Annotated in this window: 22 protein-coding genes and 4 tRNA genes; 8 read left to right on the plus strand and 18 right to left on the minus strand. The window is 71.2% G+C overall.

Going from position 1 to position 19,187, the window contains the following annotated elements; genetic code table 11:
* Nucleotides 1-3: 3 nt before the first annotated feature.
* Genes EV384_RS24775 through EV384_RS24800 form a run of 6 tightly spaced genes read right to left on the minus strand, consistent with a single transcriptional unit; the run spans nt 4 to nt 5,965 of the window.
* Nucleotides 4-1,494, minus strand: coding sequence for a complex I subunit 4 family protein (locus tag EV384_RS24775; RefSeq protein ID WP_130336947.1), 1,491 nt, complete (start codon nt 1,492-1,494; stop codon nt 4-6).
* A gap of 4 nt (nt 1,495-1,498) precedes the next feature.
* Nucleotides 1,499-3,337, minus strand: a complete 1,839-nt coding sequence (locus tag EV384_RS24780; protein ID WP_130336949.1) for a proton-conducting transporter transmembrane domain-containing protein — start codon at nt 3,335-3,337, stop codon at nt 1,499-1,501.
* Nucleotides 3,334-3,636, minus strand: coding sequence for an NADH-quinone oxidoreductase subunit NuoK (locus EV384_RS24785; protein WP_030504358.1), 303 nt, complete (start codon nt 3,634-3,636; stop codon nt 3,334-3,336). Before EV384_RS24785 ends, EV384_RS24780 begins: the two co-directional genes overlap by 4 nt.
* Entirely contained in the window at nt 3,633-4,196 is a 564-nt protein-coding gene (locus EV384_RS24790) for an NADH-quinone oxidoreductase subunit J (RefSeq protein ID WP_130336951.1), read from the minus strand. The genes EV384_RS24785 and EV384_RS24790 overlap by 4 nt, the downstream gene beginning before the upstream one ends.
* 1 nt (nt 4,197) lies before the next feature.
* Nucleotides 4,198-5,136 carry a complex I subunit 1 family protein gene (locus tag EV384_RS24795; RefSeq protein ID WP_130336953.1) on the minus strand — a complete coding sequence of 313 codons (939 nt, stop codon included), beginning with the start codon at nt 5,134-5,136 and terminating at the stop codon, nt 4,198-4,200.
* On the minus strand, nt 5,129-5,965 hold the full coding sequence (locus EV384_RS24800) for a hypothetical protein (RefSeq protein ID WP_130336955.1): 837 nt from the start codon (nt 5,963-5,965) through the stop codon (nt 5,129-5,131). The genes EV384_RS24795 and EV384_RS24800 overlap by 8 nt, the downstream gene beginning before the upstream one ends.
* Before the next feature lie 6 nt (nt 5,966-5,971).
* Here EV384_RS24800 and EV384_RS24805 point away from each other — a divergent pair, with 6 nt between their 5' ends.
* The gene (locus tag EV384_RS24805) at nt 5,972-6,364 is read left to right on the plus strand and encodes a hypothetical protein (protein ID WP_130336957.1); all 393 of its coding nucleotides are present in this window, start codon (nt 5,972-5,974) and stop codon (nt 6,362-6,364) included.
* A gap of 329 nt (nt 6,365-6,693) precedes the next feature.
* Here the strand turns inward: EV384_RS24805 and EV384_RS24810 are convergent, their stop codons facing one another.
* Nucleotides 6,694-7,017, minus strand: a complete 324-nt coding sequence (locus tag EV384_RS24810) for an NADH-quinone oxidoreductase subunit A (protein ID WP_207232651.1) — start codon at nt 7,015-7,017, stop codon at nt 6,694-6,696.
* 326 nt (nt 7,018-7,343) lie between these two features.
* Nucleotides 7,344-8,522: a glycoside hydrolase family 3 N-terminal domain-containing protein gene (locus EV384_RS24815; protein WP_242624274.1), complete on the minus strand. Its 1,179-nt coding sequence runs from the start codon at nt 8,520-8,522 to the stop codon at nt 7,344-7,346.
* 112 nt (nt 8,523-8,634) lie between these two features.
* Between EV384_RS24815 and EV384_RS24820 the strand changes: the two genes are divergently transcribed.
* Nucleotides 8,635-9,393 carry a methyltransferase domain-containing protein gene (locus EV384_RS24820; protein ID WP_130336961.1) on the plus strand — a complete coding sequence of 253 codons (759 nt, stop codon included), beginning with the start codon at nt 8,635-8,637 and terminating at the stop codon, nt 9,391-9,393.
* Nucleotides 9,394-9,537: 144 nt separating this feature from the next.
* On the opposite strand, the gene EV384_RS24825 is transcribed toward EV384_RS24820, so the two are convergent.
* Entirely contained in the window at nt 9,538-9,966 is a 429-nt protein-coding gene (locus EV384_RS24825; RefSeq protein ID WP_165440069.1) for a MerR family transcriptional regulator, read from the minus strand.
* A gap of 269 nt (nt 9,967-10,235) precedes the next feature.
* Here EV384_RS24825 and lexA point away from each other — a divergent pair, with 269 nt between their 5' ends.
* A complete protein-coding gene (gene lexA / locus EV384_RS24830; protein WP_130336962.1) occupies nt 10,236-10,886 on the plus strand; it encodes a transcriptional repressor LexA in 651 nt (216 codons plus the stop codon).
* 59 nt (nt 10,887-10,945) lie between these two features.
* On the opposite strand, the gene EV384_RS24835 is transcribed toward lexA, so the two are convergent.
* Entirely contained in the window at nt 10,946-11,194 is a 249-nt protein-coding gene (locus EV384_RS24835) for a helix-turn-helix domain-containing protein (protein WP_165440070.1), read from the minus strand.
* Between the two features lie 185 nt (nt 11,195-11,379).
* Between EV384_RS24835 and EV384_RS24840 the strand changes: the two genes are divergently transcribed.
* On the plus strand, nt 11,380-12,042 hold the full coding sequence (locus tag EV384_RS24840) for a hypothetical protein (protein WP_130336966.1): 663 nt from the start codon (nt 11,380-11,382) through the stop codon (nt 12,040-12,042).
* 40 nt (nt 12,043-12,082) lie between these two features.
* Nucleotides 12,083-12,304: a hypothetical protein gene (locus EV384_RS24845; RefSeq protein ID WP_130336968.1), complete on the plus strand. Its 222-nt coding sequence runs from the start codon at nt 12,083-12,085 to the stop codon at nt 12,302-12,304.
* Nucleotides 12,305-12,428: 124 nt separating this feature from the next.
* On the opposite strand, the gene EV384_RS24850 is transcribed toward EV384_RS24845, so the two are convergent.
* From EV384_RS24850 to EV384_RS24875, 6 genes are all read right to left on the minus strand, one after another.
* Nucleotides 12,429-12,914: a restriction endonuclease gene (locus EV384_RS24850; RefSeq protein WP_130336970.1), complete on the minus strand. Its 486-nt coding sequence runs from the start codon at nt 12,912-12,914 to the stop codon at nt 12,429-12,431.
* Between the two features lie 533 nt (nt 12,915-13,447).
* Nucleotides 13,448-13,520: transfer RNA gene (locus EV384_RS24855), tRNA-Arg, on the minus strand.
* A 33-nt stretch (nt 13,521-13,553) separates the two neighbouring features.
* Nucleotides 13,554-14,753, minus strand: coding sequence for an RtcB family protein (locus EV384_RS24860; protein ID WP_130336972.1), 1,200 nt, complete (start codon nt 14,751-14,753; stop codon nt 13,554-13,556).
* Between the two features lie 28 nt (nt 14,754-14,781).
* Nucleotides 14,782-14,855 (minus strand) — tRNA-Gly (locus tag EV384_RS24865).
* A 25-nt stretch (nt 14,856-14,880) separates the two neighbouring features.
* Nucleotides 14,881-14,952 (minus strand) — tRNA-Glu (locus tag EV384_RS24870).
* 134 nt (nt 14,953-15,086) lie between these two features.
* Nucleotides 15,087-15,160 (minus strand) — tRNA-Trp (locus EV384_RS24875).
* Between the two features lie 317 nt (nt 15,161-15,477).
* Here EV384_RS24875 and EV384_RS24880 point away from each other — a divergent pair.
* The 3 genes from EV384_RS24880 (at nt 15,478) to EV384_RS24890 (ending at nt 17,853) form a co-directional block, all read left to right on the plus strand.
* Nucleotides 15,478-16,386 (plus strand): phosphotransferase enzyme family protein, encoded by a 909-nt coding sequence (locus EV384_RS24880; RefSeq protein WP_207232456.1) that lies wholly within the window; start codon nt 15,478-15,480, stop codon nt 16,384-16,386.
* A gap of 67 nt (nt 16,387-16,453) precedes the next feature.
* A complete protein-coding gene (locus tag EV384_RS24885) occupies nt 16,454-17,173 on the plus strand; it encodes a hypothetical protein (RefSeq protein WP_130336976.1) in 720 nt (239 codons plus the stop codon).
* Nucleotides 17,174-17,259: 86 nt separating this feature from the next.
* Nucleotides 17,260-17,853, plus strand: a complete 594-nt coding sequence (locus EV384_RS24890; RefSeq protein WP_130336978.1) for a DUF6058 family natural product biosynthesis protein — start codon at nt 17,260-17,262, stop codon at nt 17,851-17,853.
* Here EV384_RS24890 and EV384_RS24895 read toward each other — a convergent pair.
* Entirely contained in the window at nt 17,835-18,752 is a 918-nt protein-coding gene (locus tag EV384_RS24895; RefSeq protein ID WP_130336980.1) for a M56 family metallopeptidase, read from the minus strand. The genes EV384_RS24890 and EV384_RS24895 overlap by 19 nt on opposite strands.
* Nucleotides 18,749-19,120 (minus strand): BlaI/MecI/CopY family transcriptional regulator, encoded by a 372-nt coding sequence (locus EV384_RS24900; protein ID WP_130336982.1) that lies wholly within the window; start codon nt 19,118-19,120, stop codon nt 18,749-18,751. The genes EV384_RS24895 and EV384_RS24900 overlap by 4 nt, the downstream gene beginning before the upstream one ends.
* Nucleotides 19,121-19,187: the final 67 nt, after the last annotated feature.

Raw genomic sequence — 19,187 nt, forward strand, 5'->3', positions numbered from 1 at the left:
CGGTCACCGCCCGAGCAGGCCGACGACGGCGTGTGCGGCGGGTTCGATGACGTCGAGCAGCGGGCGCGGCAGAACCCCGACCGCCAGGGACAGCAGCAGCAGCGGCCCGACCGACCAAAGCTCGCGGGCGCGCAGGTCGGTGAATCCGACCGAGCTGCCGGCGGTGTCGCCGGTGAAGACGCGTTGCAGCGCGCGGAGGAACAGCGCCGCTGTGATCAGGATGCCGAGCACCGCGACGGCGGTGACCGGGGCCGCGGCGACGCTACCGGTGAAGATCTGGAACTCGGCGATGAAGCCTGAGAAGGCGGGCAGGCCGAGGGAGGCGAACGCTCCCACGGCGAACAGCGCCGCGAAGGTCGGCGCGGGTGCGGCGAGCCCGCCGAAGTCGCGCATGTCGTAGGTGCCGGCGCGGTCTTGCAGGACGCCGGCGAGCAGGAACAGGGCGCCGGTGATCAGGCCGTGGCTGACCATCTGGGTGACTGCGCCGGCGACCGCCACGCTGCGGGCCTGGGTGGTGTCGGCGGCGACCAGGCCGGCGACGCCGACGGCGAGGATGATGTAGCCCATGTGGTTGACCGACGTGTAGGCGATCATGCGTTTGACGTTGGATTGGGCCAGCGCCACGAGCGCCCCGTAGATCACCGACATGACGCCGACGACGATGACCACCCACGCCCAGGCTCGCCACGCCTGCGGCAGCATCGGCATGGCGATGCGGACGAAGCCGTAGGTGCCCATCTTCAGCAGCACCCCGGCGAGGACCGCCGAGCCGACGGCCGGTGCGTCGGTGTGCGCGGGCGGGAGCCAGGTGTGGAAGGGCACGGTCGGCGTCTTCACCGCTAGGCCGAGCAGGATCGCCGCGAGCACCAGTCCACCAGCGACCGGCCGGCCTTGAAGCGGCGGCGTGGCGGCGAGTTCCGGCATGTCGAAGGTGTGCGGGTTGGCGGCGACGTACAGGCCGATGAAGCCGACGAGAAGTGCCAGCGAGCCGAGGAATGTGTAGAGGAAGAACTTCAGCGCCGAGTGGGCTCGGTTGCCGTGGCCCCAGCCGGCGATGACGAAGTACATGCCGACGATGGACAGGTCGAAGAAGACGAAGAACAGGATCAGGTCGGCGGCGACGAACAGGCCGAGGCTGACGCTCTGCAGGAACAGGAACAGTGCCGCGTGAGCGCGGGGGCGGTGCCGCTCGCGTAGCGCGTACACCGCGCAGGCCAGGTAGATCACCGCGGTCATCGACACCAGCGGCAGCGAGAACCCGTCCACGCCGATGTGGTAGCTGCTGTTCACGCCGGGAATCCACGCCGCCCGCTCGGCGAAGGCCAACTCCCCGGGCGGCGGAGTGTCGTAGCGCGCCCACACGAGGGCGATGAGTCCGAGGTCGACGGCCGCCACGGCGACCCAGGTCCAGCGCGCCACGGTGTCGCCGAGACGCGGCACGGCGGCCAACGCCACGGCGGCGATCAGCGGCAGGAAGACAATCAGGCTGAGCAACGGCTTATCCCCACACGAGGAGGACGACGACGGCGACGAGGAGCACGACGACGGCCTGCAGGTAGTACTGGTGCAGCTGACCGGTCTGCGGGCGGCGGGCGAGCTGTCCCAGCTGGCGAGCTCCGGCCGCGAGCCGTTCCACGGCGCGGTCGAGCCACCGGTCGTCGACCCGGCCGGCCCATGCGGCCAGGCGCAGCGTCCCGGCCGAGACGGATTCGACGCCGCGGTCGAGGACCTGGTCGTCGAAGCGGGCAAGCACCTCGGCGCAGCGCAGGGTCGGGCGGACGATCAGCACCCGTACGGTGGCCTCCAGCCCCAGCCACCGGAGCGCCCACCGTGGCTCGGGGGCCGGTCGGCGGGCGACGAGCAGCACGACGGCCAGGGCGAGCACGGCCGAGACCGCAAGCTCGACCACGGAGGCGTGGAACTCGCCGGGCTGCCCGACAGTCCGGGCGACGACGGCGTCGACCGGTGGAAGGGCCAGCAGACCGGCACAGGCGGCGCCCACCGCGAGGATCACCAGCGGCGCCTGCTGCAGGCCGGTGACCCGCCCGGCTTCCACCCGGTCGCGGTCACCGCGCCGCCCGAGGGGTCGCCAGATGACGACGAGCAGCTTGCCCGCGTACGCGGCCGACAATGCCGACGCGGCCAGCCCGACCAGGTACAGCCAGGGCGACTGTTCCAGGACCTTGGCGAGGACGGCGTCCTTGGTCGCCCACAGCGCCAGCGGCGCGATCCCGGCCAGCGCCAGCGCCCCGGCGGTGGCGGACCAGCCGACCAGCGGCCACCGACCGGCGACCCCGCGCAGGCCGGCGAGCTGCGTGGTGCCCAACGCGGTCAGCCACGCCCCTGCCGCCAGGAACAGCAGCGCCTTGGTCGCGGCGTGCGCGATCAGATGGGCGGCGCCGCCGGCCACCGTGCCGGCGCCGGCGGCCATCACCACGAACCCGAGTTGGGCGGCGGTGGAGGCGGCCAGCAGCTGCTTGATGTCCCGCTGGGCGACCGCCACCGCGCCGAGCAGCAGCGCCGTCAGACCGCCGGCCCACATGGTCACCGGGGCGGCCCAGCCGGTTGCGGCGAGGAGGGGCTGCACCCGCAGCAGCAGGTAGCCGCCCATGGCCACCATCGCCGCGGAGTGCAGGAGCGCGCTGACCGGGCTCGGGCCGGCCATCGCCCGGGACAGCCAGAACGACAGTGGCAGTTGCGCGGCCTTGCCGAGCGCGGCGGCGACGATCCCGGCGGCGATGACGTGCCGCCATCCCGGGCTGCTGTGGGGCAGCTCGGCCAGGGCCAGACCCGCGCCACCGGCCAGGGCGGCTCCCGCGGCGACGTACAGGCCCAGGTCGGCCGAGCGGGTGGTGACGAACGCGGTCAGGCCGGCCGACACGCGGTCCTCGTCGCGCCACCTGAACCCGATCAGCGCGTACGAGGCCGCGCCCATGATCTCCCACGCGAACAGCAACGTGGGCAGGGTCGCCGCGGTGACGGTGAGCGCGGCGGAGGCGGCGAACAGCAGCATCAGGCCGTGGAAGCGTGCCTGCGAGCGGCGGATCTCCCCTGCCGCGGCGACTAGCACCAGCAGGGTCACCACGGCGAGCATGGGCACCAGCAGCGCGGCGAGCCCGTCGACGGTGAGCGCGAAGTCGACGCCGGCCATGAATGGCACCGCAACGGCGGGCCGGGCCACCGCGACCACCACCGACAGGACCACCGAGGCCGCGGCGACGGCAAGTGAGACCGGCGCGGCGGCCCGCTCCGCGCGCCGGCTCGTGGCCAGCAGGGTCCCAGCCGCCGTGGGGAGGGCTACCAGTGACCACAGGGCCGCCTGCGCTAGTTGGCTCATCGGGACAGGTCCGCGGCCATGTCGGTCATGTCGGTACGGCGCACGCGATGCAGATGGGTGGCCACGGCGAAGCCCATCGCCATCTCGACGGTCATCGCGACGATGATGATCAGCAGCAGCACCTGCCCGGACGGGTCCGGGGCGAGGAACCACCAGAAGCCGGCGGCGGCCAGGATGAGGCCGTTGAGCATCAGTTCCAGCCCCATCATCACCATGACCACCACCTGCTGGGACAGCGCGCCGTAGAGGCCGACGCTGAACAGCGCCGCTGCCACGAGCAGCACGGTCTGCAGGGTCATCGGCCGACACCTCCCGGTTGCGGGTCGTCGGCCGGTCGCCGGCGCAGGTCGTCGCCGAACCGGTCGTAGCGGGTCCGGTGGGCTGCCAGCACGACGCCGGCGATGATCGTGACCGCCATGACCGCCCCGACGCCGGTCATGACCAGCATCTTCGGGCCCATCAGCTCCTCCCCCAACGCCTCGGTGACGTCGACGGGCGGGGCGCCGCGCCGCGTGGGCCAGGGCACGAGCAGCACCCCGGCGGCGAGGAGCACGAACACACCGATGGACACCGCCAGGGCGTGGCGGTTGTCGTGGACCATGCTCATCGGCATCAGCGCCGGGTTCATTCCCATGAACATGACCATGTAGACGGCCATGACGGCCATCTCCATGACCATCATCAGGATCGTCACCACGCCGACGTAGTTCTGCTGCATCAGCAGCACCTGCACGCCGACGGCGATGAACGACACGGCGAGGGCGTAGCTGGCCCGGGCCATCGAGTTGACGATGAACACGGCGGCGCCGGCGAGCACGGCGACGACCGCCAGGGCCCAGAACGCGACGTGAGTGATCACCTCAGCTCCTCCCCGCGGCGACGACCGCGACGATCAGGTCCTGCAGCAGCACCGCGGGAAGCAGCACCAGCCACCCGGCCTCCATGAACACGTCCGGCCGCGCCGCCGGCAGGCGGCGGCGCAGCCACACGAACACGGCCAGCAGGGCGAGGGTCTTGATCAGCACCCACGCCCAGGCGGGCAGCAGCGGGCCGGCGCCGCCGCCGAGGAACATCGGCACCGCGAACGCGGCCCCGGCGGCGAGCAACGCGTACCGGCCGCCCTGGAACAGCAGCCGGTCGACGCCGGACAGCTCGGCGGTCACGCCGCCGGCCACGTCTGCGCCGAGGGCCGGGGAGAACGGTCCCCAGACAGCGATCGCCAGGACTCCCATGCAGAAGACGAGGAAGGCCACCGGCATCCAGACGACGAACCAGAGGCCCTGCTGGGCGGCGGCGATCTCCCCGACGTTCAGGCTCGACGCACCGACCGCGGGCGCCACGAGCGCGAACATCAGCGGCAGCTCGTAGGCCAGCCCGTGGGCGAGGAACCGGTAACCGCCGACCAGGGAGTGCGCCGAGTTGGCGCCCCAGCCGGTCAGCCACACGAACGCCCACGCCAGCACGTCCATGGCGTTGAACCAGATCACCCCGACGTCGAGGTCGAACAGCGTCCACCGTCCGAGCGGCACCACCGTGATGATCATCAACGCCATCAGCAGTAGTCCTGACCCGCCGATGCGCCACAGCAGGCTGTCCGCCGCGACCGTGGTCCGCCGCCGCTGGCGCATCAGCCGGGCCACCTCACCGAATGGCTGGCTCAGCCCGGATGAGCCCGTGCCGGTTGTCCGCGCGGTCAGGAACCCGTCAAGAACGGCACCGGCGACCGCCAGGAGTCCGAGCAGCCCGGCGGCGGGCACCGCCCACCCGGCGTGGACCACGGTGACCGCGGCTTCAGACATGGCTCACCTCCCGATCGGCGGCGAGCGGATCGAGGTCGAGGCTGGCGACGATGAGGCGGGCGGTGGCGAGGTCCCACCCGCGTACCAGATCAGGGATCGCGTCGACGGGTACGCGGAGCGGCGGGCCGGTGGGCTGCTGGCCGGCGGTACTGTGTGCGGCCCGGTCGAGCATGGCGAGCAGCCGGTCACGGACGCCGCCTGCCATGGTGGTTGGCAGGCCGCGGCGGGCGAGATCGTGCGCATTCCGCGGCCCGACGCGGCGCAGCGACCACCGCAACCACCACGACCGGCCGACCATGCGGCGCAGCCGGTGGAGTTCCCCCGCCGGCCTATCAAGGTCATCGGTGAACAGCAGGGCGTCCCGGATCCGCCGAGCGCGGGAGGCGGCATCACCCCAGCCCGCGAGCCCCAGGAGGCTGGCGGCGTTGTCGCAGCGTCGGGCGGCGAACCGCCGCGGGTCCCCCGGCACGTGCCCCGGCTCTGCGGCTGCAATGCGGTCGTCGGCGGCGACCAGGCTGGTCTCCGCGTCGACGATGACGTCGCCCTGGAGGGTGCACCGCAGGACGAGGCCCGCCGGCCAGTACGCCAGGACCGGGCCAAGTCGCAGATGCAGGAGATCCATCTCCAAGCCATCGCGGTCCTCACCGCCGCTGGCGAGCGGGATGCCGCCGGGGGCCATGTCCATGCCCCCATGCGCCATGCCACCGTGGCCCATGCCGCCATGGCCCATCATCGCGCCGTGTTGAGCGTGCCCCATGCCCTCGTGATGGGCGTGCTCAGAACCGGCGCGCCCGGAGTGGTTCATGTCGCCATGGCCGTCGGAGGGCATGTCCTCATGACCGGAGCGCCCCGCACCACCATGACCCGCCTGCCGACCAGTCGCCGTCTGATCGTGGTCGGCGTGCCCCGGGTGGCCGTGATCGTCATGCCCCCGGCCGCCGCCGTCGGCGTGCTCACCGCTGCCGTGTGGCGGCTCGGGGTGGCCGATGTGGCCGTGCGCATCGTGCGCCGGCCCTCCGCGGTGCGTTCCTTCCTGAATCTCCGCGGAGTCGGCGCCCGTGCCGTGGTCGGCCTGCGGCTCGTGGGCCGCCCCGCCCTGCTCTCCGCCGCCACGGCGGTCCGGGGCGGGGTGGGCGGTGTCGTGCCCGGCGCGGCCGTGTGGAGCGTGCGGTTCGTGGGGGTGATGCTCACCCGGATGGGCATGGCCGGTCGCGGCGTGGTCGGGTGACCGGTCACGGCTGTCGACACGCTGCCTGGTGAGGTCGAGCAGTTCTTCCTCCGCTGCGACGAGGGCGGGCAGGACTGCCTGCGGGGATTCGACCTCGATGCGAGCGCGCGGGCCGGGCATCTGTTCCCACAGCCGATGCAGCGGCTCCGCCAGGTGCGGGGGCGGCGGGCCGCAGACGGCCAGGATGTCGGCGTCCGCCGGGGACAGGGCCAGCCGCCAGCCCCGGGCCAGGACGTGCCGCTCGACCGCGGCCCGGGTCACCCAGTGCCCTGGCACCTCGGCTACGAGCACATGCGCGTGCCGGGCGGCGATCCGCCCTAACGCTTCGCTCAGGCCCACCGCAGCGCGCCTTCCCGCCAGGCCCAGAGCACGGCCACGAAGACTGCGCCGAGGAAGACGAACATCTCGACGATCGCGGTGGCCCCGAGTCGGGTGACGACCACCGACCACGGGTACATGAACAGCATTTCCACGTCGAAGGCGAGAAAGAGCAGCGTGGCGAGGTACCACCGGACGTGGTAGCGCGACAGTGCGTGCTCCTCGGGCTGCCACCCGGACTGGAAGGGCAGGCTCTCCAGCGGCGAGGAAGCGATCGCCAGAGCCCGGTGGGCCAGGTACAGGCCGGCGACGATGAGCACCGCCACCAGCACCATGCTCGCTGCCCCTGCGTACATTCCGCTCCTATCCGCGCTGCCGATTCCCTAGCTGCTAGCCGAGCGCTCGGCCGCCCAGGCCCGCGCCGGGTCGCTCCCTCCCATCGCCTTTCCCCGTCAGGCGGTGTGCGAGGTCCTCTGCCGGCATGCGGAGGCGCCGCCCCTGCGGATGGGACCGTCACGCCGGCACATGGCAAGCCAACGTGGATTCGGCATCGGCCGATCCGCACGGACTCCTCACCCACTTCTACTATCATGAGGTAGTAGAGGCTGCCTGTTGTGCCGCGAACGCGTCCACGAAGTTGGAGCGGCGCGAGCATGTCGGGTCAGCGTTTCGGGCGGAGGGAATCCACTCGCGCGACGGACTGGTCGATGCGGTCCTCGGTGAAACGCCCGGTCCGGACGAGATTGACGATCGTGTCGACTGTCTCCTCGACGACTCGCGGGTTGTACACCTGCTGGTTGGCGAAGACGAGCAGGTCGAGGCCAGCCTGCAACGCCAGGGCGGCCGCCTCCGCGGCGCCGTACCGTTCGGTGATCGCGGCCGCCTGCATGTCGTCGCTGACCACTGGCCCGTGCCAGCCGAGCCGGCCGCGCAGCAGGCCGGTCACGGTCGCGGTCGACAGCGACGCCGGATACGCCGGGTCGAGCTGCTTGTTGAGCACGTGGGCGGCCAGGACCGAGTCGGCGAGGCCGGCCTGGATCAGCCGCTGGTACGGCTCCAGTTCGATCTGCTGCCAGGTGTCGCTGACGTCGACGACCTCGAAATCGGTGTTTCCGGCGGCACTGCCCAATCCGGGAAAGTGCTTGAGGCTGGTTTTCACACCAGCCGCCCGATGGGCCTGGATCTCCTCCGTGGCATTGCTGACCACCACGTCCGGGTCGGCGGAGAAGCTGCGGCCAAGCTTGCCGATCGCTCTGCTGTCGGGGTTGATGTTCAGGTCGACGACCGGGGCGTAGTTCACGTTGGCCCCGATCCGCGTCAGGCTGGCGACCAGTCCTCGCGCCCACTTGCGGGTGGTTGCCGGGGAGTTCTCCGCGCCGATCTCGGCCTCCGACTTGGTGGCCGGGAAGCCGTTGCTCGGGTTGAGGCGGGACGTGCGGCCGCCTTCCTGGTCGATGGAGACGATGAGCCGGCCCGGTGAGGCATCTTTCAAACTCTTCACCAGTCGCGTGACCTGCCCGGGCGAGCGGATGTTACGCACCGACTTGGTTTCCAGGTCCTGATCAAAGAGGATCACCCCGCCCAAGCCGCCCCTGACCGCCTTCACGATCCAGTCGCCGTCGCTGACTCGGTCACCGCGAAAGCCGACCACGAGCAGACTGGCGATCTTTCGCCGCAACGCAGCGTCGTGCCCGCGCGGTGCACGCGACGGCCGCGCTGTGGTGGTCGGCCTCGGCGTCGCCGACGTGGCGCCCCGCGACTCGCAGCCCGCCACGGTCGCCACCGCGGCTGAGCCGATTCCGGCGAGCAGCAGCCGGCGGGGCAGGTGCACGCTGTCCACCCCCGCACGCTACGGCCCACCCCCACCCCATGCCCGCTTACCGGCGAGACGTCATCCGCCGGTGGGACGGCCTCTTGACTTCAGGTCGACCTGAAGTCGGAGGGTGGCGTCCATGACCGAAGACACGATGGATGCCACTGCCGGGCTGATCGCGCGACTCGACGCCGCGGAAACCGAGGCGGGCGTGGTGCGGCTACGGCACCGCAGCTACGAGCTGCTGGACCTCTCCCCCGGGGACTCAGTGGTTGACGTGGGCTGCGGCGCGGGACGCGCGGTGGCCGAGCTCAACCAGCACGGCGTAGCCGCGATCGGTGTCGACCCGGATGAGCTGATGATCGCTACGGCGCGTCGCCGTTGGCCGGGGGCCGAGTTCCGGACGGGCAGCGCCGAATCTGTCCCGCTCCCCGACCAGGCGGTGTCGGGATACCGGGCGGACAAGGTCCTGCACGTGGTGCCGGACCCCGCTGCGGCGCTGGCGGAGGCACACCGCGTGCTGAGCCCGGGTGGGCGGATCGTGCTGGTCGGACCGGACTGGGACGCGCTGATGATCGACTCGTCCCACCCTGACCTCACCAGAGCGATCCTGCGTAGCCAGGCCGACTCCCTCCCGAACCCCCAGGTGGCCCGGGCGTATCGGAACCTGCTCCTCGACGCCGGATTCCAGGATGTCACCGTCGAAGCGCACACCGGCATCTTCACCGAATCCGGATTCCTGCCCATGGTCGAGGCCTTCGCCGCCAAGGCGGTCACCGCGGGCAGCGTGACCGCTGAGCAGGGTGCCGTCTGGGTCCGGGACCAGCAGTCCCGGGCGAGCAAAGGACGGCTGTTCGTGGCCTTTCCGATGCTCGTCGCCTCAGCCCGCCGACCCTGATCCCTTCGAGCTGACGTGCACCTGGAGCCGCAGCTGGGGGCTTGTCATTTCAGAATGTCAGCGGACCGAGGGGTGACGCGACTGGCTCCGCCGGGCCATGATCGTCGCTGGCCCTCGCGGCAGGGCCATCCGGGGACCTGCACGTCATGTGGGTACATGAGGTGCGGCCTGCGAACCGATCCGGGCGCGCACCATCGCCTGGTAGTGCGGGCACGCGGTGAAGTCCTCGTGCTCGCACTCCAGGCCCCCGTCGATGAACGCCAGGGAGTCCCGCAGCGCGTCGATGCGCGCGACGAGGTCCTCGCGGTGACGCAGCAGAATCTCCCGCCGCCGCGCCGGCACGGCCGACGTCATGAGCTCGCGGATCTGTTCCAGGGAAAGTCCCGTCTCCTTCGCGCGCAGGATCGTCGCGACCCGATACAGGTCGGCGGAGCGGTAGCGGCGGCGCCCAGCCACGACCCGAGCCGGCGCCAGCAGCCCCGCCGACTCCCAGTGCCGCAACACGTGGGTGGCCAGCCCGAACCTGCTGGCAATTTCACCGATCGTCATCGTCGCGTCGTCGCCTGGCTGCATGCCACCGACACTAGGCCGCAGCCCGGTCGATCACGGCAAGCCACGACGAGTTCGGCGTCCCCAAACCCGCCTCACCACTGAGTTGCATGGCGGGTTGTCGGCGCTGCCGGCGCGCAAACCGCGGCAACCGGCCGGCAAAACGGCAGGAGATGACGGCGACGGCAGCGCTTCGATGAGGGAACAACCTCGTCAACCGATGATGGCTGCGGGCCGAAGCCGCACCGAGCGCGTTAGTACGCGTGTTCTAGAATCCGTTGTATTGTCCGTGGATGACAACCTCTGATGGCGCCGAGGCCGAGCCGCCCCACATCAGCGCCAAGCAGCAGCGCATCCTGACTGTGATACAAGATTGGATCCAGCAGCACGGCTACCCGCCCACGGTGCGCGAGATCGGTGCAGCCGTCGGGCTTGGCTCTCCCTCGTCCGTGGCATACCACTTGAACATGCTGGAACGGCTTGGCCTCCTGCGTCGTGAGGCAAACGCGTCCAGGGCGGTCGACATCCGCAGGGCGCAGGCTGGGACGACATCGAACGGAGCAGACCAGCCAGGCGTCAAAGTTCCGGTGCTCGGCACTATCGCTGCCGGCGCCCCGATCCTCGCCGAGGAACACGTGGAGGACGAGCTGACGCTGCCTCGCGCCCTAGTAGGGCACGGCACGTTGTTCGCTCTGACAGTTAAAGGCGATTCCATGATCGAGGCGGCAATCTGCGACGGAGACGTCGTCGTCGTGCGCCAGCAGGCGGTCGCCGAGAACGGCGACATCGTCGCCGCGATGATCGAGGGCGAGGCGACGGTCAAGGCCTACCGGACCCGCAACGGTCGCGTCGAGCTCGTCCCGCGAAACCCGCTCTACGAGGTGATCTCCGCCGAACACGCGGTCATCCTGGGCAAGGTCGTCTGTGTGCTTCGGCGCGTCTAGCGTCCGGCCGACGTCTGCTTACGGACGTCGGCGTCGTCCTGGGACTGATGCGATGCCAACTAGTTGGTACGGCTGTCCGTGCAGGCCGTCTGGGCCAGGTCGCCCAACGGCACGCCGACGGCATGCGCGATGCCGTGCAGGACGCCGATCGTGCAGTTGATGCGGCCCCCCTCGACCTCAACCAGCATCCGCCGCGAGACGCCGCTGCGCTCGGCGAGGCCGTCGAGGGTGAGATTGGCCGCGCGTCTGGCCTTCGCGACCGCATGGCCGAGTGCCGCAAGGTCCACGGGCGGCGGCGGCTCGGTCACAAGAATTGAGGCAAGCCGCAGCCAGGACTCTTGTCAGTGCAGGATAATGCCCTAAATTGGGGAGCATGTGGCTGTCGCCCCGCGCCTCACCGCAACTCCTTCCGGCGACCAAGCCCGGACCGCAGGGCCCGGTGGTCGCGAACGAGTTGGGTCACTGGCGCCCCTAGCTGCAGGACGGCGATGCGATGATCGACCGTGAGCGGGCCTACAGCGCCTTCGACGACCGCCATCCGTCCGCCCCGTGGGTGCACACCCACACCATCGCTGGCCGAATGGCAAGTCTCCGTCGTGCGGTTTGGCGGGTACTCGTCGACAGCGCCGACGAGGCCATGCACGTAGCCCTGTCACCGACCCAGCTGGCAGCGGCGATCGCAACAGCATCTGGACGACGACCGGCGAACAGGGCCAACGTCCAAGCCTCCTTGAGACGGCTACAGGAGACTGGACTGCTGAAGATCATCGACCACGGCAACGGCCAGCGCTGCAACACCTACCAACTCTGCGTCCCAAAGCCAAGGGGACCCACCCGACCGCAGAAACCCGCGCAAGATCAGCGGCTCCAAGCCTTCGACATCCGTGCCAAAGCATGGAGCACGCAAAGACGCCGCACCTGGCGGGCTGTGTGGCAGGCGATCCTCGCGGCGGCCGACTCAGAGGGCCAATTCGTCGGCGACGTAGCAGACCTTGCTGACGCAGCGAGCGACAGGCTCGGCATCGACATCGCCGACGAGACAGTTGCAAAGATCCTGCGATGGGGTGTCGCCACCCAGCTAACTGATCAAGCCCGCGGCGGACGCATCCCCCTATACCGAGTTAGGACACAACCTGCAGTGAGTTCCGGCCGTTGAGCTTCGTCTCAAACAAGCAGATGGACAAGAGGGGACGCCGATGAGGCGGGATGAGGTTGAGCAGCAGGCAGACGAACCCGTCGACTGGAGTGCCGCCCAGGTGGACACCACGGACCGGCGGATACGGGTGGCCTACACGCTGAGCTTCGACTCCGACGACAAGCTGGTCCAGTGGCTGGAGGCCGAAGCGGGCCGGCGGGGAATGAACCCAATCGAGCTGATGCGAGACCTCCTGGGCGAGGCGTACCGGCGCGCCGCCTGACGGCATGCCGTCCAGCGCGGTGACTGCCTATTAGTCCGCCCGGAGCAGCCGCCCAGTCAGGTCGAGGCGCTCGTGATGTCCACCCACCTGGCTCGTGTCAGTTCTCAGGCGAAGTGGCCGCTTCTCAGTTGTCCTGGCGGTCGCGTCCACGGGCGTGGTGTAGAAGACGATCACCGTGGAAATCCGGGGTTGATGTTACGCGGCGATCGGCATCGGTGAGGTGCCGTGCGCGTCGTCGTGTTGGTCGCCGTCGATGAGGGCGAGGCGGGCGGTGATATCCCTTGCACTGCACCGCCCACAACGCGCCGGTGACGGTCTCGACCACCAGGTCGACGCCCAAGTCGGGGCCATCAGCACCCGGCCATTGCTCCCACCGCCAGATCCGGGCCACCTGCGGCGCATACACCGGATCGGCCTGGAGCCAGAAACGCACGATGCTCTCGAACTGCATGCCCCGCAGAGTGCTGTTGTCCTCGGCGAGCTGCGTCAGTGGTTCCGCTAGGGCGTTGCGGTGGGAATCCGGCGTCCGCCCGCTCGGGTTCTGAGCGCCGCCATGGCCCTCGTCGTCGCAGACGGCTGCATCGACTGGGCGATCCTGGCGGGTGGGCATCCTGCGCTCCTCCTGCTGCGAAGCCGCACCGGCGATCTTCAGGGCCGAGCGGCGCCCACCATACTTCGACCCACCGACAAGAATTCCGCGTCCGATTGCCGCGATGACCCCTCCGGCAAGCGAGACGCACCAAAGGCGGGCCTCTCGCTCGGCTTTCGCTGGGGCAGGCGGGGGCTGGCGCAATCGACCGTCGCTGCAGGAACCTCGGGGCGACGACACGAATCGCCTGGACACGCCGGGTCCAGGTACGCCACCCCGAAAGCCCCGGGCCGAAGCCGCCGCGGTCGTTTGACGGATCTTCGCCCCCTCCCACGTGGCCTCTCCCCCACGATGACCTGTGGATCGTCCGTGGCCTTGCCAACCAGACGGGTTCTCCTGGGCACGACGGCCCAGCGTATCGGCTCCCCAACCGCCTGGTACCGTCGCGGAGATAGCCGGTTCACCTGAACTTCGGTCGCCAACGCATGGCGACAATGCGAATCGGCGGAAGTTCAAACCGCCAGTCGGTACAGAAATCTTGAACTTCCGCAAGGTGCCCCGACCAGGATTCGAACCTGGGCTCTCCGGTTTCGTAGACCGGCGCGCTCTCCGCTGCGCCACCGGGGCGTACGACCGGCGCCCCCACGGGCGCCGGTCGGTCTAACCCTTCACGCAGACCACCTGCTTGAGGTGCGCGACCACCTCGACCAGGTCGTCCTGCTGCGCCATCACCTTGGTGATGTCCTTGTACGCGCCGGGGATCTCGTCGACCACCCCAGCGTCCTTGCGACACTCCACGCCGACGGTCTGCCGGACAAGGTCCGCGGTGCTGTACGTCCGCTTCGCCTGACCCCGCGACATCCGCCGCCCGGCCCCGTGCGAGGCCGAGCAGTACGCGTCCGGGTTGCCCTTGCCGCGCACGATGTACGAGCCGGTGCCCATCGACCCCGGGATGATGCCCAGGTCCCCCCGGCCGGCGCGGATGGCGCCCTTCCGGGTCACCAGCACGTCCACGCCCTCGTACGTCTCCTCCGCCACGTAGTTGTGATGACAAGAGATCGGCTCGCCGTATGAGACGTGCGGGAACTCGTCCCGCACCACGCCGCAGAGCAGGGCGAGCATGACCGACCGGTTGCGCCGGGCGTACTCCTGGGCCCAGAAGAGGTCCCGGCGGTAGGCGTCCATCTCCGGCGTGCCGGCGAGGAACACCGCGAGGTCCCGGTCGGGCAGGTCGACGTTGTGCGGCAGCCCGCGGGCCACCGCCATGTGCCGCTCGGCCAACTCCTTGCCGATGTTGCGGGAACCGGAGTGCAGCATCAGCCAGACCTGCCCGTCGTCCGGACCGCCCCGCTCGACGCAGACCTCGATGAAGTGGTTGCCGCCGCCGAGGGTGCCCATCTGGTGCTGGGCCCGGTGCTCCAGCTGCGCCACCTTCCGGTCCAGCTCACCGAAGCGCCGCCAGAACGCGTCCCAGCCGGCGTGCGCCAGGCCCCGGACCCGGCGCGGGTCGACCGGGTCGTCGCGCTTGGCGAACCCGACCGGAATGGTCGCCTCGATGGCCGAACGCAGCGGGGCGAGGTCGTCGGGCAGGTCGGCCGCGGTGAGCGAGGTCCGCACGGCGGACATGCCGCAGCCGATGTCGACGCCGACCGCGGCCGGCGAGACGGCCTGCCGCATCGCGATGACCGACCCGACGGTGGCGCCCTTGCCGAAGTGCACGTCCGGCATGACGGCGACGCCCTGCACCCAGGGCAGTGCGCCGATGTTGCGCAGCTGCTGCGCGGCCTGCGGCTCGATGCCGTACGGGTCGGTCCAGACCCGTACCGGCGCCCGGGTGCCGGCCAGCGGGGTGAAACCCATCGTCGTCTCCTCGTGTCGGGGGTGTGCGAGCGGCTGGCCGGATTCGAACCGGCGATCTTCACCTTGGCGAGGTGACGCGCTGCCTGACTGCGCTACAACCGCGTGTCCGTCCCGGGTGGGACGGTCGTAGGCCGTACGGGACTCGAACCCGTAACCGCCCGGCTGAGAACCGGGTGAGCTGCCATTGCTCCAACGGCCCGTGTGGGACGGGGAACCGTCCCGGATGTGTCGCCCCGGCCGGCGCGTCGGGGCGTCGGCCGGGCTCGTGCTCATGCCATCCACTGTGGAGTTGAGTAGGTGCGGCGTCGCCGGCCGGGGCCGGGACAGGGCGAGCACGGGCGGCAGGATTCGAACCTGCAACCGTCGGGTTTGGAATCCGGTGCTCCACCGGGTTGAGCTACGCCCCTGAGGGGAGTGGGTGACGAAAAAGCCGCCCGGTCCCTTCGGGGGGCGGGCGGCTGCGCGTGTCGCGCTGGCGCTAGTCGCGCCGCCACCCCGATTGCCACCGCTGACGCTGGCAGCGGCCCAGGCCTCGCTCGCCGGTGGGCAGCGGGGCACCACCGCGCGGCGTGGGCCGCGGGGCCTCGGTGCGGGTGCGCTGCGACACGGCGTACTCCCTGGGTTGATCCGGTTGACGTTGCCAGTTGACGGTAAACGCGGAGCACGATGACCGCAATTGATATTCGGCTGGTCGATGCCGGCGTACGGCTGGTTGACTGCGGCCATGGTCCCCGAGGCGACGCTGCGGTCCTGGCTGGAACGGCACTGGCGGCTCGGTGGCGCGCAGCTCAGCCATCACGGTGGCGGGATGAACTCGGAGACCTGGTTCGTCGACCGGGATGGGCGGCGCTGGGTCTTGAAGTCGGTGGCGCCGACGGCGGTTGCGCAGTTCACGGGCGGGTTGGCGATCGCCGACCGGTTGCAGGGGGCCGGCGTACCGGCGGGAGCGCCGGTGCCCACCGTCGACGGGCGGACGGTGGTGACGGCGGGTGGCCGGCCGCTGGCGTTGTTGACCTGGGTGCCGGGGGTGGCGCTGACCGGCGAGGGTCGGGTGGAGCAGCGGGTCATCGGGTCGACACTCGGCCGGGTCCATCGGGCGCTCGCGACGGTCCGGGTCCGCGACGCGGAACGGTTCCACTGGGTCGATCCCACGGCGGGCCACCTGGGGGTACGCGACTGGGTCCGTCCGGCGGTGACCGCGGCGGTGCGCGACCTGGATGAGTTGGCGCCGGAAACGCTGTCGTGGGGTCTGCTGCACACCGATCCGGCGCCGGAGGCGTTCCGGTGGGATCGCACGGCGGGCGTGTGCGGGGTGATCGACTGGAGCGTCGCGCTGACCGGTCCGCTGCTGTACGACCTGGCCTCGGCCGTGATGTACGTCGGCGGGCCGGATCGCGGCGGCGAGCTGGTCGAGGCGTACCTGCGCGGAGGCGCGCTCGACCGCGCCGAGGTGGACCGGGGTCTGCGGCCGATGCTGCGATTCCGGTGGGCGGTCCAGGCGGACTACTTCGCGCGGCGGATCGTCGCGGACGACCGCACCGGCATCGATGGGCCCGCCGAGAACGACAAGGGCCTGGCGGACGCCCGGCGGCGTCTGGTGGCATCCGGACCGGGAGACGAAGGGTGGGCCTGAACCGGTGTTGTCCGCCCCCGCCGAGTTCAGGACTGCGGCGGTCGCCGTCGGGGTACACGATGCGGACATGACCTCCGACGAGGCAGCGCGGCCGGCCACGGTTGACGAATGGCGCGCGTGGCGGCGGGCGGTGTTCGGCGACCCGTACCTGGTGTGGCACGACGGGCCGGAGTTCTCCAGGCTGCTGCGGGCGGCGCGGGCTGATCCCGTCATGGTGGAACGGATGCTGACGGCCGGCCTCGACGACCGGGACGTGGTCGCCGCGGAGTCCCTGGCGGTGCTCGGCGAGGCCGGGTTCGCGCCGGTTCGGGCTCGGGAGCTGCTGCGCGCCGCCGTCCCCACCGCGTCGAACACCTTTCTGGTCAGCGTCGCCACCGCCCTGCACCGGTTGACCGCCGAGGAGTCGTGGGCGGCGGCGATCGTGGCGGTCCTCGGCGCGCGGCACTGGACGGACCGGATGGATGCCGCGATCGCGCTGGCCCGCTTCGCGCCCACTGCGGACCTTGTCCACGCGCTCGGCCGGGCCGTCTGCGACAGCGAGTACCTGGTGCGGTACCACGCCGCGAACACCCTCCTGCGGTACGCGCAACCGCCGGACGATCCCGAGGTCGACCCTCCGGTCTCCGTGTACCGGGAACCGGGGCTGTTCGAGCTGATCGCGACGCCCCGTGCCGAGCCACGACGACGATGGCGTCGGCGACGGGACTCCCCCGGCGACCGGGCCCGGTGGCAGGCGGCCGCCGACGAGCTGGTCGGCAACGCGCTCGCCCGGCTCGACGACCGGTGACGGTTCGGTGCGGGCCGAACCGTCCGGCGGCTACCGTGCCGGTGACGACCGCGCGGAGGCCGGTCCGTTGACCGGAGGGAAAGCGCGTGGAGCTGAGGAAGCGGCTGGCCGAGCGGTTCCGCGAGGTCAACGGGGACCATTCGATGACGGCGGCGGACGACGCGTACGTCAGCAAGCAGTTCGTGGTCCTGGCGGAGCTGTGCGCGGCGACCGGTCGGGACCCGGACGACGTACGCCGGTTGATGCTGGACCGGCGGCTGCCGCTGCCGGGCTACCTGCGCTCGGACGACGCGGAGATGGTTCCGGCGGACCTGTTCGCGCTGGCCGAGCGAGCGGGCGGCCCGGAGCGCCTGGCGGCCTGGTTCACCGCGCACTGGGCCGACCCGGCGACCGGCGCGGCCGAGTGGGACGCCTACCTCAGCGGCCGGTACGTCTGCCTGCGTTCGGTCACCCCGGAATCCATCAAGCGGAAGGACGAGCTGACGGCGGCGATCCGGTCCGCGTTGGACGAGCCGGACGCCGGGTCGGCGGCCTGGTCGGCGCGGCTGCACGCGCTGGTCGACGAGCTGGACGCGTTGGAGCCGGCGTTCACCGGGTACGACCGGCTCCGCTTCGGTGGGCCGACCTCCCGGGACACCTGCGTGGACGCGGTACGGGCCCGCTACCCCCGCTGCGAGTGAGCGTGCTCCGCGCGTTCGAAGACGCGTTCGCCCTGGTGCTGGACGGTCGCGGCGCCCAGGGTCAGCGCGGCGAGGACCAGGGCGAGCACGGCGACGGCCGGGCCGCGTCGCGGGACGGGCGGGTCGAGCAGGGCCCGCACCCGGTCCGGGACGTCGCCCCCGGTCGCGGCGGGCAGCAGGTCGCCGGGGTGGCGCCGCCGGGCCAGGGCGGCCCGGGCCAGGGCGCGGGCGACCAGCCGCCGGTCCCCCAGTCGGGCGGCGGCGTCCTCGTCGGCCCACCGTTCGACGGCGTTGCGCAGCGTCCGGGCGGTGGGGGCGAGCGCCGGGTTGGCCGCGGCGGCCAGATCGACGGCGGTGGTCCACCAGGCATGCCGGTGGGACAGGTGGGAGGCCTCGTGGGCGAGCAGGGCGGCGCGTTCGTCGGGGGCGAGGGCGCGCAGCATGCCGCGGGTGACCACGATGCGGCCGGTGGCCTCGGGAGTGGTGAAGGCGTCGGGTGTGTCGATGTCGAGCACCACCAGGGAGCCGGGTTCGCCCAGTCGGCCGCAGTCGCGGTGCGCGGCACGCATCGCCCGGACCCGGCGGACCAGGAAGACGGCGGTGCGGGTTGCCGCGGCGGCGAGGGCGAGCAGGGCGGCGGCCGAGACCGGCCAGGGCACGGGGGCCTGCGACCGCAGCGCCTGGGCCGACCAGGCGCCGACCGCGGCGATCTCGGCGTCCTGGCCGATCCAGGTGGCGGCGGCGACCGCGGCGGCGAACCAGAGCGCCGCGGTGACGAGGAGGCCGGTCGGCGCGAGGAGCCGCACGGCGAGGGCGGGTCGGAGGGTACGGCTCAGCCATGGCCCGCAGCAGGCGTAGGCCGCGACGGAGGTCAGCACCACACCCAGGGCGATGATCATGAGTCCGGCTCGGTCCGTTGGAGCAGGGAGACCAGCAGCGCCTCGTCCTCGGGCGTGAGCGAGCCGACGAAGCGGGTGAGGACGGCCGACCGGTCGCTGTCGTCGTCGTCGAGCAGCCGGCGCATCTGGTGCGCGGTCACCTGGGCGCGGTCGCGTACCGCCTGGTAGGCGTAGGCGCGGCCCGCCGGGTGGCGGGTGACGCGTCCCTTGTCGTGCAGGCGGCCCAGCACCGTGGTGACGGTGTTGTAGGCGAGCCCGGCGTCGAGGCGCTCCCGGACCGTCGCCGGGGTGAGCGGCGCGTCGGCGGCCGCGAGCACCGCCAGGATCTCGTGTTCCAGGTCGCCGTGCCGGCGGCGTCTGCTCTCCACCCGTCCCCCAGTAACTACAAATCTTGTAGTAGTACCCTCTGACTACAAACATTGTAGGTGTTACTCG

This window comes from Micromonospora kangleipakensis (assembly GCF_004217615.1).
Taxonomy (GTDB): domain Bacteria; phylum Actinomycetota; class Actinomycetes; order Mycobacteriales; family Micromonosporaceae; genus Micromonospora; species Micromonospora kangleipakensis.

Bases quoted from the DNA above. Each gene is read 5' to 3' on its own strand.
- EV384_RS24780 (WP_130336949.1), bottom strand. From the start codon at position 3,337: ATGAGCCAACTAGCGCAGGCGGCCCTGTGGTCACTGGTAGCCCTCCCC.
- EV384_RS24785 (WP_030504358.1), bottom strand. From the start codon at position 3,636: ATGACCCTGCAGACCGTGCTGCTCGTGGCAGCGGCGCTGTTCAGCGTC.
- EV384_RS24795 (WP_130336953.1), bottom strand. From the start codon at position 5,136: ATGTCTGAAGCCGCGGTCACCGTGGTCCACGCCGGGTGGGCGGTGCCC.
- EV384_RS24800 (WP_130336955.1), bottom strand. From the start codon at position 5,965: ATGCCCTCCGACGGCCATGGCGACATGAACCACTCCGGGCGCGCCGGT.
- EV384_RS24805 (WP_130336957.1), top strand. From the start codon at position 5,972: ATGACCGGAGCGCCCCGCACCACCATGACCCGCCTGCCGACCAGTCGC.
- EV384_RS24810 (WP_207232651.1), bottom strand. From the start codon at position 7,017: ATGGTGCTGGTGGCGGTGCTCATCGTCGCCGGCCTGTACCTGGCCCAC.
- EV384_RS24820 (WP_130336961.1), top strand. From the start codon at position 8,635: ATGACCGAAGACACGATGGATGCCACTGCCGGGCTGATCGCGCGACTC.
- EV384_RS24825 (WP_165440069.1), bottom strand. From the start codon at position 9,966: ATGCAGCCAGGCGACGACGCGACGATGACGATCGGTGAAATTGCCAGC.
- lexA (WP_130336962.1), top strand. From the start codon at position 10,236: ATGACAACCTCTGATGGCGCCGAGGCCGAGCCGCCCCACATCAGCGCC.
- EV384_RS24840 (WP_130336966.1), top strand. From the start codon at position 11,380: ATGATCGACCGTGAGCGGGCCTACAGCGCCTTCGACGACCGCCATCCG.
- EV384_RS24845 (WP_130336968.1), top strand. From the start codon at position 12,083: ATGAGGCGGGATGAGGTTGAGCAGCAGGCAGACGAACCCGTCGACTGG.
- EV384_RS24850 (WP_130336970.1), bottom strand. From the start codon at position 12,914: ATGCCCACCCGCCAGGATCGCCCAGTCGATGCAGCCGTCTGCGACGAC.
- EV384_RS24860 (WP_130336972.1), bottom strand. From the start codon at position 14,753: ATGGGTTTCACCCCGCTGGCCGGCACCCGGGCGCCGGTACGGGTCTGG.
- EV384_RS24880 (WP_207232456.1), top strand. From the start codon at position 15,478: ATGGTCCCCGAGGCGACGCTGCGGTCCTGGCTGGAACGGCACTGGCGG.
- EV384_RS24885 (WP_130336976.1), top strand. From the start codon at position 16,454: ATGACCTCCGACGAGGCAGCGCGGCCGGCCACGGTTGACGAATGGCGC.
- EV384_RS24895 (WP_130336980.1), bottom strand. From the start codon at position 18,752: ATGATCATCGCCCTGGGTGTGGTGCTGACCTCCGTCGCGGCCTACGCC.